The organism is Streptomyces sp. NPDC051582 (genome assembly GCF_040681715.1).
Classification (GTDB): Bacteria; Actinomycetota; Actinomycetes; order Streptomycetales; family Streptomycetaceae; genus Streptomyces.
Genome location: NZ_JBFAZJ010000016.1, coordinates 142,716 through 157,355, shown reverse-complemented (window position 1 = coordinate 157,355; position 14,640 = coordinate 142,716). Strand labels below are relative to the sequence as shown.

The 14,640-nt window shown below is 74.9% G+C and carries 12 protein-coding genes; 7 read left to right on the top strand and 5 right to left on the bottom strand.

The annotated features are described in order from the left end of the window. Positions 1 to 4 precede the first annotated feature (4 nt). Positions 5 to 1,171 carry a hypothetical protein gene (locus AB0M92_RS21995; RefSeq protein WP_366103942.1) on the bottom strand — a complete coding sequence of 389 codons (1,167 nt, stop codon included), beginning with the start codon at positions 1,169 to 1,171 and terminating at the stop codon, positions 5 to 7. Positions 1,172 to 1,739: 568 nt separating this feature from the next. Here AB0M92_RS21995 and AB0M92_RS21990 point away from each other — a divergent pair. Beyond that, positions 1,740 to 3,263, top strand: coding sequence for an FAD-binding oxidoreductase (locus tag AB0M92_RS21990; protein ID WP_366103941.1), 1,524 nt, complete (start codon positions 1,740 to 1,742; stop codon positions 3,261 to 3,263). Positions 3,264 to 3,290: 27 nt separating this feature from the next. Further along, a complete protein-coding gene (locus AB0M92_RS21985) occupies positions 3,291 to 4,211 on the top strand; it encodes a serine protease (protein ID WP_366103939.1) in 921 nt (306 codons plus the stop codon). On the opposite strand, the gene AB0M92_RS21980 is transcribed toward AB0M92_RS21985, so the two are convergent. Beyond that, positions 4,165 to 4,560 carry a hypothetical protein gene (locus AB0M92_RS21980; protein WP_366103937.1) on the bottom strand — a complete coding sequence of 132 codons (396 nt, stop codon included), beginning with the start codon at positions 4,558 to 4,560 and terminating at the stop codon, positions 4,165 to 4,167. The genes AB0M92_RS21985 and AB0M92_RS21980 overlap by 47 nt on opposite strands. A gap of 58 nt (positions 4,561 to 4,618) precedes the next feature. Then, positions 4,619 to 5,566 carry an AEC family transporter gene (locus AB0M92_RS21975; RefSeq protein ID WP_366103936.1) on the bottom strand — a complete coding sequence of 316 codons (948 nt, stop codon included), beginning with the start codon at positions 5,564 to 5,566 and terminating at the stop codon, positions 4,619 to 4,621. A 171-nt stretch (positions 5,567 to 5,737) separates the two neighbouring features. On the opposite strand from AB0M92_RS21975, the gene AB0M92_RS21970 reads away from it, so the two are divergent. The 4 genes from AB0M92_RS21970 to AB0M92_RS21955 all read left to right on the top strand — a co-directional run bounded on the left by AB0M92_RS21970 (position 5,738) and on the right by AB0M92_RS21955 (position 10,083). Beyond that, the gene (locus AB0M92_RS21970; protein ID WP_366103973.1) at positions 5,738 to 7,000 is read left to right on the top strand and encodes a histidine kinase; all 1,263 of its coding nucleotides are present in this window, start codon (positions 5,738 to 5,740) and stop codon (positions 6,998 to 7,000) included. Next, positions 6,997 to 7,677 carry a response regulator transcription factor gene (locus AB0M92_RS21965; protein WP_366103935.1) on the top strand — a complete coding sequence of 227 codons (681 nt, stop codon included), beginning with the start codon at positions 6,997 to 6,999 and terminating at the stop codon, positions 7,675 to 7,677. Before AB0M92_RS21970 ends, AB0M92_RS21965 begins: the two co-directional genes overlap by 4 nt. Positions 7,678 to 7,813: 136 nt before the next feature. Continuing rightward, the gene (locus tag AB0M92_RS21960) at positions 7,814 to 8,857 is read left to right on the top strand and encodes an alpha/beta hydrolase (protein WP_366103934.1); all 1,044 of its coding nucleotides are present in this window, start codon (positions 7,814 to 7,816) and stop codon (positions 8,855 to 8,857) included. Further along, entirely contained in the window at positions 8,854 to 10,083 is a 1,230-nt protein-coding gene (locus AB0M92_RS21955) for an acyltransferase (RefSeq protein ID WP_366103933.1), read from the top strand. Before AB0M92_RS21960 ends, AB0M92_RS21955 begins: the two co-directional genes overlap by 4 nt. A gap of 100 nt (positions 10,084 to 10,183) precedes the next feature. On the opposite strand, the gene AB0M92_RS21950 is transcribed toward AB0M92_RS21955, so the two are convergent. After that, positions 10,184 to 10,606 (bottom strand): DUF350 domain-containing protein, encoded by a 423-nt coding sequence (locus AB0M92_RS21950; protein WP_366103932.1) that lies wholly within the window; start codon positions 10,604 to 10,606, stop codon positions 10,184 to 10,186. Between the two features lie 126 nt (positions 10,607 to 10,732). On the opposite strand from AB0M92_RS21950, the gene AB0M92_RS21945 reads away from it, so the two are divergent. Beyond that, on the top strand, positions 10,733 to 12,592 hold the full coding sequence (locus AB0M92_RS21945; RefSeq protein ID WP_366103931.1) for a GNAT family N-acetyltransferase: 1,860 nt from the start codon (positions 10,733 to 10,735) through the stop codon (positions 12,590 to 12,592). Here the strand turns inward: AB0M92_RS21945 and AB0M92_RS21940 are convergent. Next, on the bottom strand, positions 12,529 to 14,637 hold the full coding sequence (locus tag AB0M92_RS21940) for an AMP-binding protein (protein WP_366103930.1): 2,109 nt from the start codon (positions 14,635 to 14,637) through the stop codon (positions 12,529 to 12,531). The two genes, AB0M92_RS21945 and AB0M92_RS21940, sit on opposite strands and share 64 nt — an antisense overlap. Positions 14,638 to 14,640 lie beyond the last annotated feature (3 nt).

The following is a 14,640-nucleotide window of genomic DNA, read 5'->3' as shown; positions in this document are numbered from 1 at the left end:
CGGACTAGGGGGCGACCGCGCCCTCCAGCACCTCCAGCCGCTGTTGGGTCAGCCTCAGGAGGCGTGGTTCGAGGCTGGGCAGGGCGCGCAGCAGGCGGACGAGTTCGGGGCCGGAATCCCTGGCCGCCGCCTGGTCCTTGAGCTGGGTCCAGCAGTACAGGGCGCCCGCCGCGGCCGCGAGGACCTCGGGGGCGTCCGGCGGCTGGTGCCCCAGGCGGGTGTGTCCGGCGTTGATCCAGAGCCGGGTCGCAGAACCGTAGTTTCCGGCCATCCGGGCCAGGTCGGCCCGGATCTCGGCCCAGTGGGTCGCCTCGGGCGAGGTGTACCCGTGGGTCTGGAGGACGTGTTGCTCCCAGGCCTGGGCGAGGGTGGCGGCCTCCTGGTGCCGGCCATCGGTGGCGAGGGCGTGGATGTGCGGGCGCGGGTCGGGAGCCGGCTCCTGCGGCGCGTGTGGCATGTGTGGTGCCTGTGGCGCCTGTTGGGCGGCGGTGGCGCTGAGTTCGCGCGTGGCGGGCAGGACGAGGGTGCCGGGCGGCAGGGCGGCGGCTCCGACCGCGAAGGCGTGCAGTTGGAGGTTGGTGGGGCGGGTGGGGCTGCGGCGCAGCTGGTCGATCCAGTGCCGGGTGTACGCGCTGACCTGGTGCGGCCCGCCGGCGAAGGCGGGCGGGACGACCACCCCGTACACCTCGGCGGAGGGTGAGGCGGGCAGGCTCCCGTACTCCTGGAGCACCGGCCAGGCGGATTTGTCGGCGACGAGGTCGAGCACCACCGTCGTCGGGCCGGTGGCACGGGCCGCGAGCTCGGTTCCCAGCCAGTCCCACGGCAAGGCCGTGTAGCGGACGGTGGAGGCCGTGGTCCCGGCGAGCGCGAGGTGCAGCCCCTGGCCGCGGCGGTCGAGCGTGAGCCGGCCGGAGAGGTAGACGAGCAGCGGCCCCGGGGTCGCCGCGGCGGCGCGCAGCCGCATCAGCACGGTGTTGGGGTCCCGGGCGCCGTCGAGGTACGTGGTGTCACTGGGGGCGTGGCTGTTCAACAGCGCCGACGCGGGCAGCACTCCGAGCGCGGCCAGATTGGCGCTGGGCGCGACCTGAACGGCCCGCCTCCGTACCGCGGCGTCGCCCGCTATGAGAAGAACATGCCCCCGCTGCTGCCTGCCGGCTCCGTCGTTCTGCATGGGCAGACCGTACTCATCTCACGGCCCCGTCGCAGCCCAGGGGTTCGAACCGTACCCTCGCGCCCCCGCCGCCCGGCCCGAACGGGCACCGCGGTCAGCAGTCGAACCAGACGACGAGCCGCACCCCCTCGTCCCCGTGGAGGCGCGCGAGGGTGCGCATGACGTCCCGGACGGGCCCCCATTCCCCGTCCCGCACGGCCTGGGCCGGAACAACGGGGTGTCGCGGACACCGAACGGGGCGCCGAACGCCATGCAGGACCGACCGTCGTACAGATGGTAGAGGTCGATCGCCCCGGACCAGCTGCGGTCGTCCTCGTCCAGCCAGTTGTCCCAGCGGCACTCGATGATCCCGTGTATGTCCGTTCCCACACCGGGAAGCTTCCACGGCCGTGCCCCCGCACGCGAGGGGGTTTGCGTGCCCGGGCGGGTCCGCCCACCGCTCGGGCACGCGAGGGGGTTTGCGTGCCCGGGCGGGTCCGCCCACCGCTCGTGGGCCGTTCGGGGGGCAGTGCCGGTCCGCTGGGCCCGCCTTCGCCGTGATCGGGCCGGGCGATGGCAGGAAGGGGGGATGAGCCTCCATCGCCGCCGGCTGCTGGGCGGCGCACCCGCAGTCGTGCTGGCCGCCCTGGGAGCCACCGGGGCGCACGCCCGCGCTCCCGACTGGGCGGCGCTCGCGCGCGGGATCGACGGGCGGGTGGTGCGGCCCGGCGACCCCGACTACCCGCAGGCCCGTCAGCTGTTCCAGCCCCGCTACGACGCCATCGCGCCCGGCGCGGTGGCCTACCCCGCGCACGCCGCCGACGTGGCCGCCTGCCTGGACTTCGCCCGCCGCTCCGCCGTCCCCGTCGTACCGCGCGGCGGCGGCCACAGCTACGCCGGCTGGTCCACCCGGGCCGGCGGGCTCGTCGTCGACGTCGGCGCGATGGCCGGGCTGACGGTCGAAGGCCCCGGCGTGCGCATCGGCGCCGGAGCCCGGCTCGGCGACGTCAACCGGAGTCTCGCCGCGCGGCGCCTCGCCCTGCCGACCGGGCTCTGCCCCACCGTCGGGATCGCCGGACTCACCCTGGGCGGTGGCCTCGGCCTCGCCTCCCGCGCCCACGGCACCACCTCCGACGCCCTCACCGGCGCCACGGTCGTCACCCCCGACGCCGTGGTGCGCGAGGTCGACGCCACCCGTGACCCGGACCTGTTCTGGGCCCTGCGCGGCGGCGGGGGCGGCAACTTCGGCGTGGTCACCGAATTCCGCTTCCGCACCCACCCCGCCACCGACTGCGCCCACGCCGAACTCCACTGGCCCGAGGCCGACTCCGCCGCCCTGCTGCGCGGCTGGCAGCCCTGGCTGGCCGCCCTCCCCGACCCCTTCTGGAGCCAGGTCGAGTTCCTGATCGAAGGCGGCCCGGCGGCCGCCCCCGCCCCCGCCGTGCGCGTCCTGTGCTTCGACGGCCGCGCCGAGCTGGAGCGGCAGCTGAGCCGCCTGTCCGACCTGGTCGGCCGGGAGCCGCGGGACAGCTGGATCGTCGTGCGCACCTACGAGGAGACCCTGCGGGCCATGTCGGGCTGCCTGGAGCAGAGCGCCGCGCAGTGCCATCTGCCCGGCACCCTGCCCGGCCGCACCCCCGAGGGCGTGACCGGCCGGGACTCGTACGGCGCGCGCTCCGACCTCTGGGGGGCCGCCGGGCTGCCCGACGCGGGCGTCGCCGCGGTGCTGGCCGCCGTACGCCGCTACGGGCGGTCGGTGCCGGCCGGCGGCCTCGGAGTCGTCCAGTTCACCGCGGAGCTCGGGGGCGCGGTGCACCGGACGGCGGCGTCCGACACCGCGTTCGTGCACCGCGACAGCGTCTTCCTCACCCAGTACCTCGCCTACTGGCCGGCCTCCGCGACCCCCGCGCAGGTGTCCGCGCACCAGGGCTGGCTCGACGGACTGTGGCAGGACCTGCGCCCCTGGGCGAGCGGCCGCGCCTACCAGAACTACATCGATCCCGAACTGCCCGCCTGGCGCGAGGCGTACTACGGGCCCAACCTCGCCCGCCTCGAAGAGGTCCGGCGCACCTACGACCCGGACCGGCTGTTCCGCTTCCCGCAGGCCATCTGACCGTCCAGCCGTCCAGAGGAGCTCGACATGCGACGTACGTTGACCGTGGCGGCGGCGACGGCCGCCCTGCTGCTGCCCGCCGGGCCGCTGCCGGTGGCCGAGGCCGGGAACGCCATGGCGCCGCCCGGCCGGTGGTCCGCCCGTGAGGCGCAGACCTTCTGGACGGCCGACCGGATGGCGAACGCGGCCCCCATGACCCCCGCGTCGGCGGTCGCGGCCACGGACCCCGGCACCGGGCAGGACTTCGACGGGATCCCGGTCGTCGGGCGGATGTTCGTGATGAAGGGCGGCGGCGCGTACTTCTGCACCGCGAGCGTGGTCTCCTCCCCCGGCCGCAACCTGGTGCTCAGCGCGGCGCACTGCCTGCTCGGCACCGATGCCCGCCAGGTGGCGTTCGTACCGCTGTACACGGCGGCCGACCCGCAGCCGTACGGGATGTTCCCGGTGCTGCGGGCCGCCGACGGGAAGTCCAAGGTCTGGATCGACCCGCGCTACAAGAGCCTGGGAGCCGACAAGGGGGCCACGCTCGACGTGGCCTTCGCGCAGGTCGGGCCGGATGCCGACGGGTTCCCCGTCGAGGAGGTGGTCGGCGGGAACCGCCTGGTCACCGGAGCCGGTTACGAGCACGCGAAGGTGTCGCTGATCGGCTATCCGGCCTCGGCCGCGCGCCCCCGGCTGTGCGTGAACCGCACGACCAAGTTCACCAGCAAGGATCCGGGGATCCCCGGATCCTTCCTGCGGATCGACTGCACCGGATACCCGGGCGGGACCAGCGGCGGCCCCTTCCTGAAGAACTACGACAAGGTGACCGAGACCGGGGACGTGGTCGGGGTCATCGGCGGCTGGAAGACCGGCGGGGACACCGCCGACACCTCGTACAGCTCGTACTTCGGCGCGGAGGTCAAGAAGTTGTACGAGCAGGCGGTTGCCGGGGCAACGGCGGGGTGAGCACCCGTACCCAGCGGGTGCGCCGCGGGTTGCCCACCGTGCGCGGGGTCGCGGGAAGCCCGTCGGCCGTCAGCCGGTCGGCGGGCGGGAGCCCGAGCTGGCGGCGCAGGTCGGCCAGGGCGGCGTGGACCGGGGCCAGGAGCACCTCGGCGCGCGGGTGGGCGTACGCGAGGGCGTGCGCGGTGGTCTCGATGGTCTCGGCGGCGTCCTCGGCCGCCGTACGGCTCCACCCGCCCGGCTCGGCGGAGCTCCACGGCGCGACGGCGTCGTAGAGGTGGCAGGCGGCATCGGCCGCGGCGTCGGCCCGTTCGCCGACGCCCGGCGCCGCGATGGTCGGCAGCAACTCCATGCCGGGTCAACGACCGAAGCCGCCGCGGGGAACGTACGGCGGGCCGCCGTTTCGGCTCTCAGCCGGCCACCGTCTGCAGCCAGAGCGGGAGCAGCAGCAGCGAGACCACCGAACTCTTGATCACCAGCGAGGCGGAGAGGTCCACGCCCACGTCGTAGCGCTGGGCGTAGACGAACAGGTTCTGCGGGGTGGGCATGGCGGCGATCAGGACGAGGTACGTCAGCCAGTCGCCCCGTACGCCGAACAGCGGTCCGCACACCGCCCAGGCCAGCAGCGGGAAGGCCAGGCACTTGAAGGCGATGAGGGCCATCTCCTCGCGGGAGGTGCCCCGGACGTCCAGGCCCACGCCGCCGAGGTGCAGTCCGAGGGCGAACAGGGCGATCGGCGAGGCGCTGTCGCCGACGAAGGCGGCCCCGTCGAGGACCACCTTCGGGAGGTGCACGGAGAGGAGGTTGAGCACGATCCCGGCGTTGCAGGCCAGCACCACCGGGGTGGCGAGCGAGGCGCCGACCGCCCGCGAGAGGCGCCGTCCGGGGCCACCCGAGGTCTCGCCGGCGCGGCCCAGCTCCATGGTGGAGATGACGACGAGGGAGAGCACGCAGACCTGGAAGAGCAGGACGGGGAAGATCGGCGCGGCCGTCCCGAAGAAGGTGATGAACACGGGGACGGCGAAGTAGGCCGTGTTCACCTGGACTCCGGCCATGACGCGCAGCGCCACGTCGCGGGGATCCCTTGTGCCCCGGGCTCCCGAGGCGAAGGCTATGAGGAGTACGGCGAGGGCGGCGGCCGCGACGTAGGCGCCGATCGCGTGCCAGTTGAAGAGGGCGCCGAGGTCGCTGGCGTAGATGTTGCCGAAGAGGTAGCAGGGGACGGCGAAGAGGAAGGCGTAGTCGGCGAAGGCCTTTGAGGCCTCGGCCGGGACGGTCTTGCGGCGCGCGAGCAGTACACCCCCGCCGAAGGCCAGCAGCACCGGTACGAGTTTTTCGAGTGCTGCTGCCGTGCCCATGCGTACCGGCTCCCCCTGTGATCGACAGCGAGCAGCGTACTCCTGCCTTCCTGGAGGAACTCCGGAGCATAGGCTGGACCGATCATGAGCGATCGCGACCAAGCCCGACCCCGGCGCCCCCGCCGCCCCCGTACGCCGGCCCCGGCGGCCCGGGCTCCGATGCGGTTCACGATGGTGCTGCGTACGCCCGCCGGGGCGGCCGAACCGCTCTTCGCGCGGGCCCCGAAGGCCTGGCAGCGGATGCTGCCGTACGTGGTCGCCGGCATCTTCGTGGTGTCGCTGCTGCCGTCGACCATCGCCGTGCTGACCAACGACTACGAGGCGGGCGGCGGCTGGGCGGGCGCGCTGGGCGTGGCCCAGACCGTACCGCTGCTGCTGGCGGTGACGCGGCCGCTTCCCGCGTGGGCGCTGGTCCTGACCGCGGACGCGCTCGGGGCGGTGGTGCTGACCCACGCCGACCAGGTGGCCGGGCACGCCTGGCCGTGGACCCCGATGTCCATCGTGGGCTACCTGGTGCTGATGGTCTGCCTGGGGCTGCGCGAGTCGATCCGGACCCTGATCGCGGTGTGGCTGGTCACGGGCGCCGTCGGGGTGGTGCTCGGCTTCTTCGAGCCCGACGGGGTGACCACCACGACCGCGCTGCTCTTCGTGCTGAGCGGCAGCGTCCTCGCCGTGACCGGCGCACTGCGCGGCATCGGCGACGCGCAGCAGCGGATCGCCGAGCAGGAAAGCATCAGCGAGACCGAGCGGGCCCGGCGGACGCTGCTGGAGGAACGGGCCCGGATCGCCCGGGAGCTGCACGACGTGGTCGCCCACCACATGTCGGTGATCACCGTGCAGGCGGATTCCGCGCCCTACCGGCTGCCCGGCATGGCGGAACCGGTGCGGGAGGAGTTCGCTGCGATCGCGGCCAGTGCCCGCGAGTCGCTGAGCGAGATGCGGCGGCTGCTGACGGTGCTGCGCAGCGACGGGAACGGGGGCGGCCCGGCTCCGGGCGGAGCGGGCGAGCTGGCCCCGCAGCCGGGGATCGGCCGGATCCAGCAGCTGGTGGAGGCGACCGTACGGGCCGGGCAGCCGGTGGAGTTGTCGCTGGCGGCCGGGGCCGAGCGGGCGGCGCCGCCGGCCGTGGACCTGTCGGCGTACCGGATCGTGCAGGAGGCCCTGGCGAACGTGGTGCGGCACGCGCCGGGCGCCGAGACCCGCGTGTCCGTGACGCACGACGCCGGGGAGGTTCTCGTGCTCGTCGTCAACGGCCCGGCGGCGCACGACGCGGTGGTGGAGGCGGGTGGTCCGGGCACCGGGCACGGTCTGGTCGGCATGCACGAGCGCGTACGGTTGACGGGCGGGACCCTGGACACCGGTCCGCTGCCGGACGGCGGCTTCCGGGTCGCCGCCCGTCTGCCCCTGAACGACGCCAGCGAGGACCCCAGTTGACCATCCGTGTGATCATCGTCGACGACCAGGCCATGGTGCGGGCGGGGTTCGCCGCCCTGCTGTCGGCGCAGGCCGACATCGACGTGGTGGGCGAGGCCCCCGACGGGCGGCAGGGGATCCAGGTCTCGCGCACCGTGCACCCCGACGTGGTGCTGATGGACGTGCGCATGCCGGAGATGGACGGGCTGTCGGCGGCCCGGGAGCTGCTCGGCCCGCCGCCGGGGGTGGTCCACCGGCCGAAGGTGCTGATGCTGACCACCTTCGACATCGACGACTACGTGTACGAGGCGCTGCGCGCGGGCGCCTCGGGGTTCCTCCTGAAGGACGCGCCGCCCGCCGATCTGATCGCGGCGGTCCGGGTGGTCGCTTCGGGCGAGGCGCTGCTGGCGCCCTCGGTGACCCGGCGGCTGATCGCGGACTTCGTGCAGCAGCGGCCGGCGCCGCGCAAGGATCCGGCGCTGCGGCTGAAGGGGCTGACCCCGCGGGAGACCGAGGTACTGGAACTCATCGCGCGCGGGCTGTCGAACCAGGAGATCGCCGGGCACCTGGTACTGGCCGAGCAGACCGTGAAGACGCACATCGGGCGGGTGCTGGCCAAGCTGGACCTGCGGGACCGTGCCCAGGCGGTGATCTTCGCGTACGAGGCGGGGCTGGTGCGGCCCGGCGACTCGGACTGATGCCCGGCCCGGCCTGAGGCGGGGCATCTCCTCCACCCCCTACCGGGGTATGAGGTCCGACTTGGCTCCACGGTCCGACGACCGCTGCGACACCTTCTCCTTACCTTCTCCCCGTCACGAGGAGAGGAGAAGGGGCATGCGCCGCTTCGGAAGGACCCTGGCCACGGCCGCACTGGCCGTGGCCGTGGTCGGGGGGACCGCGGGATGGGCCTCCGGCGACAGCCAGCGGGCGGTCACCGGGCCGCCGCCCGGCACCGCCGCCTGGCGGGCCGACACCGCGTCCGGCCGGCCGCTGCCCGATCCCGCGAGCACTTCGCCGCGGGACGTCGCACGGTTCTTCGCCGGGCTGGACGACGCGGAGCGCCGGGAGCTCGTGCGCAACCACCCGCTGGTGGTCGGCAACCTCGACGGCGCCCCCGTCGCCCTGCGGTACGAGTCCAACCGGCTGGCCGTCCTCGCGACCGGCGAGGCGCGCTACGCCTCTCTCGCCTCGCCGGGCCGGCAGATCCTCGCCTTCGATCCGCGCGGGCGCGGCCAGGTCGTCGAGGTGTTCGGGGATCTGGGGCGGGCCGGGCACGTCTCGGTGATCGTGCCGGGTTCGGACAGCGACGCCACCACGTACGACGCGAAGCGCGCCCCGAACACCGGACCGGCCGGCATGGCCCGCTCGCTGCGCGCCGCGGCCGGCGAGGACACGGCGGTGGTGGCCTGGACCGGCTACACCACTCCCGTCGGGGTCGGTCTGGACGCGGCCTCCGGGCGGCTCGCCGAGGCGGGCGCGGAGCGGCTGGCCCGGTTCACGGCGGGGCTCGACGCGATCGGCGCACCCGACCCGGTGCTGTTCTGCCACAGCTACGGCTCGGTGGTCGGGGGCCTCGCGGCCGGGCGTACGGACGCCAGCGACATCGTCGTGTTCGGCTCCCCCGGCCTGCGCGCCGACACCGCCGCCGACCTCCACACCCGCGCCCGCGTCTGGGCGGCCCGGGGGCCCTCCGACTGGATCGGCGACGTACCGAACGTGGAGTTCGCCGGGATCGGCCACGGCGCCGATCCGACCTCCGCCGCCTTCGGCGCCCGCAAGGTGCCCGCCGCCGACGTGCACGGCCACACCGGCTACCTCGTACCCGGCACCCAGTCCCTGGCTGCCTTCGCCGCGATCGCGAAGGGAGAGGTCCGATGAGCACGCCGGCCGCGCTCGCCCCGCTGACCGCGCTCAAGAAGGCCGCCGACCGGATCGAGCGGCAGACCCCCGCCCACCGCGACCGGGCCGTCGACGGGCTGCGCGCCCTGGCGCTGCTGGCCGTGCCGACCGGGCACTGGCTGCTCGGCGGGTTCACCCTCGACGCGGAGGGCGGCCTGCACAACGCCAGCCCGCTCTCGGCGTTCGGCGCGCTGGCCCCGGCGAGCTGGGTGCTCCAGATGCTCGGGATCTTCTTCCTCGTCGGCGGCTACGCCTCGGTGCTCTCCTACCACCGCCGCAAGGGGTCCGCCGGGGAGTGGCTCAAGGGCCGGATCGTCCGGCTGGGGCGGCCGGTGCTCGGGGTCACGGCGGTGTGGGCGCTGGCCGCGCCCGTGCTGTTCTCGGCGGGCGTGCCCGAGGCCACCCTGCGGACCGGGGCCACGCTGGTGATCCAGCCGCTGTGGTTCGTGGGGGTGTACGTGGTGGTGACCGCGCTGACCCCGTACTGCGTACGCGCGGCACGCCGGCTCGGCGGTTGGGCGGCGGCTCCGCTGCTCGCCTCGGTCGCGGTCGTGGACTTCCTGCGGTACGGGCCGCTCGCCGAGTCCGTGCCCCCGTGGCTGGCGGTGGCGAACATCCTGCCGGGCTGGCTGTTCGCGTACCAGCTGGGCGTGTCCTGGGGCGAGGGACGGATCGCAAAGCGCGGCGCCTGGCTGCTGCTGGCGGGCGGGACCCTGCTGTTCGCGTCGCTGCTCGCGGTGTTCCACTACCCGGCGTCGATGGTCGGCGTACCGGGCGAGGCGCGCACCAACTCGCACCCGCCGTCGCTGCTGGTGCTGGCGCTGGCCTCGGCGCAGTCGGGGGCGGCGATGCTGGTGCGCGACCGGCTGGCGAGGCTGCTGGCCCGGCCGGCACTGTGGGCCCCGGTGGTCGTGATCAACCTGTGCGCGATGACGATCCTGTGCTGGCACCAGACGGCCATGCTGGCGGCGGCCGTGCCCGCTTCGTTCGCGGGCGGACTGACGGGGCTGACGACGGCTCCGCAGACGCTGGGCTGGATCGCGGCCCGGCTGGCGTGGATGCCGGTGTTCGCGGTGCTGCTGGTGGGCATCGCGCGGTACGCCCGCCGGTTCGAGGAGCCGTGGACCCGGGCGACGGCGGTGCGGCGCGCGCTGGCGGGGGTGCTGGCGGCCGGGTTCGCGGTATTCGCGCTGGGCCTGGCGTAGTCCCGGCACGCGCCGGTACGGCGAGAGCGCCGCTCCCCGAGGGGGCGGCGCTCTCGTGGTGTGCGCGCGGCGGACGGACCGGACCGACGGATCGGCCCGGTCAGGCGATCGAGGCGGCGACGATGGCGGCCACCGCCAGGTTGCAGGAGGCCGTGACCCAGACCGCCGGGTGCGGCTGCGGGTCGACGACGATCGCGCCGAGCTTGCCGGGCGTCACCCAGTCCAGCACCAGGAAGGCGATGCCCATCAGGACCAGCCCGAGCAGCCCGAACACGGCCGTGGACAGCAGCCCCTTGCCGAAGTCGTCGTACGTGGTCCAGATCGAGGTGAAGACGATCCCGCCGACGCCGAGGAGCGCGGAGCTCAGCATGACGGCCGCGTTCCGGTTGCGCTCCTCCCAGATCTGCTTCGGCAGCTTCCCTGGCGTCAGCACGTCCACCAGGACGATGCCGAGGATCAGCAGGACCAGGCCGAGGGCGCCGTAGGCGCTGGTGCGGCCAAGTCCGTTGATGATGTCGCTCATTGAGAAGCCGTTCTCCGCGGGGGTAGGAAGGACCTGCCGTACGTGACGGGACACCTCCCGTCAGGGGGGCTCAGGGTGGCCGAATCTATCGCACGGCATCCCGGCAGGCCATGGGGAGGTCAGGGAATGGTAAAGCTCAGAGCGGCGCGGCCCGGTGAGGCGGAGGAACTGGGCGCTCTCGTGCTGCGCTCCAAGGCGTACTGGGGGTACGACGCCGAGTTCCTGGCCTCGTGCGCGCCGGAGCTGCGCATCCGGGACGGGGAGGTGGCGGAGCGCCGGATCGTCGTGGCCGAAGACGCCGCCGACGGGCGGGTGCTGGGGCTCGCCTCCCTGGAGGGCGGGCCTCCCGTGGCCCGGCTGGGACTGCTGTTCGTGGAGCCGCGGGCCATCGGGCGGGGCGTGGGGCGGCGGCTGTACCGGGACGCGCTGCGCCGGGCGGCCGGGCTGGGCTTCCGCAGGATGCTGATCGACGCCGATCCGCACGCCGCGGGGTTCTACCGGGCGATGGGCGCGCTCGGTCCACAGGGACCCGGCGCGGCCGGCGACGAGGGCGAACCACCCGCCGGTCTGGTGCGGTTCGAGGCGGCGCCCGCCGCGCTCGCCGCCTGGGCGCAGGCCTGGACGGGCGGCGGACCGGCCGTGCACGTGGGCAATGTCGCCGAGTACAACGCCCAGTTCGGCGACGCCTCCCTCGACCCCGTACAGCGGGCCGCGCACCACTACGCCTGCCTGGCCGCCTTCTACAGCCCGTCGCCGGGAGCGCTGGTGCTGCCCGCGGCGGTGCCGCCGGGCTGGATCCCGCGGGTGGGGCGCCTCTTGGAGTGGGAGGGGGTGGAGGTGTACGACGGCCTGGCGCAGGGGGGTTCCGGGCTGCCTGCGGGTGCCGGGCTCTCGGATGCCGTACGGGCCAGGCCGGCGCTGGCCGGGCGGCTGGGCGCGGCCGGGCTGCCCCTCGTACCGTGGGGACTGACGGCGGGCTTCGCGCGGCTGTCCGGCCGGCCGTGGCGCCCCCGCGAGCTGCGGTACGAGTCGAAGTCGGCGGCGCACGGGCTGTTCGGGCGGATCCTGGCGGGCGGCGGGCATCCCCGGATCCTGCTCCCCGGGCAGTGGCCGGTCCCCACCCGTCGGGCGGCGGCCAGGCTGCTGGCCGCCCGGGCCGCGGCGGGCGCGAGCACGGTGCTGAAGTCGGAGCACGGCGTGGGGGGTTCGGGTACCACCGTGGTGAGCCCCGAGCGGGTCCGGGCCGCGGGCGGCGCCCGCGCCCTGCTGCGCGCCCTGCCGCGCGGGCCCCTGCTGGTGGAGGAGTACGTGGCCGGCCCGGCCGATCCTCAGGAGCCGCGCGACCTCACGTACGACGGGTTCGTGGACGGGGCGGGCCGGGTGCACGAGGTGGGCGGCGCGGTGATGGACGTGGCGGGCGCCGGGTACCGCGGGGCGACGGTGGGCCCTGCGGTGGTGCCCGCGTGGGCGGAGAAGCCGCTGCTCGCGTTCGGGGAGGCGGTGGGCCGCGAACTCTCGGCCGCCGGCTACCGGGGCTGGTTCGACGTGGACTTCGTCGCCGACGGGTCGGGGCGGCTGGCGCCGACGGAGACGAACCTGCGGCTCACCGGGCCGTCGATCGCCTTCATGGTGGCGGCGCGGCTCGACGCGCTGCGGGGCGCGGGGCACTTCGTACGGATCGCGGACCGGGTGGAGCTGGGGGCCAGACTGCCCGACGCGGCGCTCGACGAGCTGTGCGAGGTGCTGGAGCGGGGCTGCGCGGAGCTCGGGGCGGTGTTCTTGCCCGCGATCCCGACGGGCGCCTTCGACCCGGCGCCCTGGCTGGGCGTGCTGGTGGCCGCGTACAGCAGGGAGGCGCTGGACGCGGCCGAGGCGCTGGTGCGGGCGGAGGCGCTCGCCGTGGGGGCGGCGTTCGCCGACGATCAGCGGGCGGGGTCGCCGGTCTCCTCGAAGTCGAAGGGCGAAGGCGGTTTCCGGGTGACGTAGCAGGCGATGACGACGGCCGCGATCATCAGCGGGATGTTGAAGACGTAGACGAGGGCGGCCTGGACCGGCCAGTCGCGCTTGGCCGCGAGCCGGTAGAAGTTGTCCTGCGGCCACCAGGCCATGAGCAGGTAGACCACCGCCAGGTGCGCGGACGCGGTGAGGCCGGGGCTCCCGCCCGGGCTGTGGCGCCGCATCCTCGCGCGGCCGTCGAAGAGGAACACCAGTCCGGCGGCGAACGAGGCCCCTTCGAACAGGTAGAGCACGAAGAAGAGGAAGGCCCACGGGTTGGGCACACCGGTGAGGTCGGTCGAGCCCGGCCAGAAGATCTTCGAGAGGAGGAAGAAGAGCAGGCCGGTGACGACCAGGAACACGATGCCGCAGCCGGCGCGCCCGGCCGGTGTGAAGGTGGCGGCGCCGGTGGCCGTGTACTTTCCGGAGCCCCCGGCACCGCCCCCGCCCGGCTTCCCCGTGAGCACGGGCTGGGGCAGGGCCTCCCGGTTCTCCTGGCCCGCGCGCGTACGGGGCAGGGTGCGCAGCCGGACCACGGCTTGCGGTACCTGCGTCCGGGGCACCTTCCCCACGAGGTGTTCGCGGAGCTGCCCCGCGTCCGGCAGGTCGACGGCCGGGGCCGGCGACCGCGCATCGGCGGGCGGTGCCACGTGGGCGATGAGCCTGCGCGCACCTTCGGTACCGTCCGGGACCTCGGTGACCAGGGCGGCGCTGATGCCGGGGTGGCTGCGGATGACGGCTTCGACGGCGTGCGGGTCGAACGCGCCGCCGTCCCTGGTGATCCGGTCCCGCGTCCGGCCCCGGTACTCCAGCAGCCCGTCCGGGCGGAGCTCCGCGAGGTCTCCGGTGGGGATCGCGTCGCCGCCGTCGGGCGGGGTGAGGCGCAGCAGCCCGTCGCGGACGTCGGCGCGGCAGCCGGGGAAGGGGGCGCCGATCAGGGAGAGCTGCTCGGGGTCGTCCAGCGGGCGGGGCAGCTGGGACAGTTCGAACCAGGCGCCGGTGCCCGCCGCCTCGGTGAGCCCGTACACGTTGAGCAGCCGGGCACCGGCCCGGAGCCTGCTCTGCAGGGCGTCCTGCTCGTCGAGGAAGAGCCGGTCGCCGGCGACGGTGACCAGGCGCAGCGACCGCAGGGCCGGGTGGCCCTCGCGGCGGCCGCGCGCGCCGTCCGCGGCTGCCGCGCCGGGCCCGGCGGCGGCTCCGGGCCGGGCGCCGGCTCCGGTGTCCCGCACGAGCAGCCGGGCCGCACCCGCCGGGTCGGTGTGCACGACGGCGACCTGCTCGGTCTCGATCGCCCGGCGGATCCCCTCGGGCGTCCAGGGCGTGCGCTCGGGCACGACGAGGGCGCCGCCCGTGCACAGGGCTCTGGTCCAGCCGGCGGCGAACGGCGTGAGGTCCGGACTCTGGGTGATGAGGTGGCGGTCCTCGGGGACCGGCCGGATGACCTTCGTCCAGGCCTCGTGCGCGGCGAGCAGCCGGGCGTGCCCGACGGGGACGGCGCGCGGAGAGGACGCCCCGGTGAACAGGACGGCGGCCGTCGCACCGGGCTCCGGGCGCGCCGGCGCCTCGCCGGGCCGGGTGGATGTCTCGGCCGCCTCCGCGCCGAGGCGGATCACCCGCAGCCCACTGCCGTCGTCCAGTCGCGCGTGGTGGGCGGCGTCGCTGAGCAGCACGTACGGGGCGAGGGCGGCGAGCTGCCGCTGTCCGGTGGAGGGGACCTCGACGTCGATGACGGCGTAGGCGCCGCCGGCCTTGAGGGCGGCCAGGAGCGCGACGACGATCTCGCTCCGGCGGCCGGTCCCGATCGCCACGACGGCGCCGGGCGGCAGTCCCTCGGCCATGAGGTGGTGCGCCAACCGGTTGGCACGGACGTCCAGTTGCCCGTAGGTGAGACTGTCCGCGCCGGCGATGACGGCATAGCTCCGCGGGGCGTCCCGTGCCTGTTGCTCGAACAGGTGCAGGACGGTGTCGGCGGTCGTCCGACCGGAACGGTCGGGTCCCGGTTCCTGCGTCGATCCCTGCGTCGATCCCTGGGTCATTCC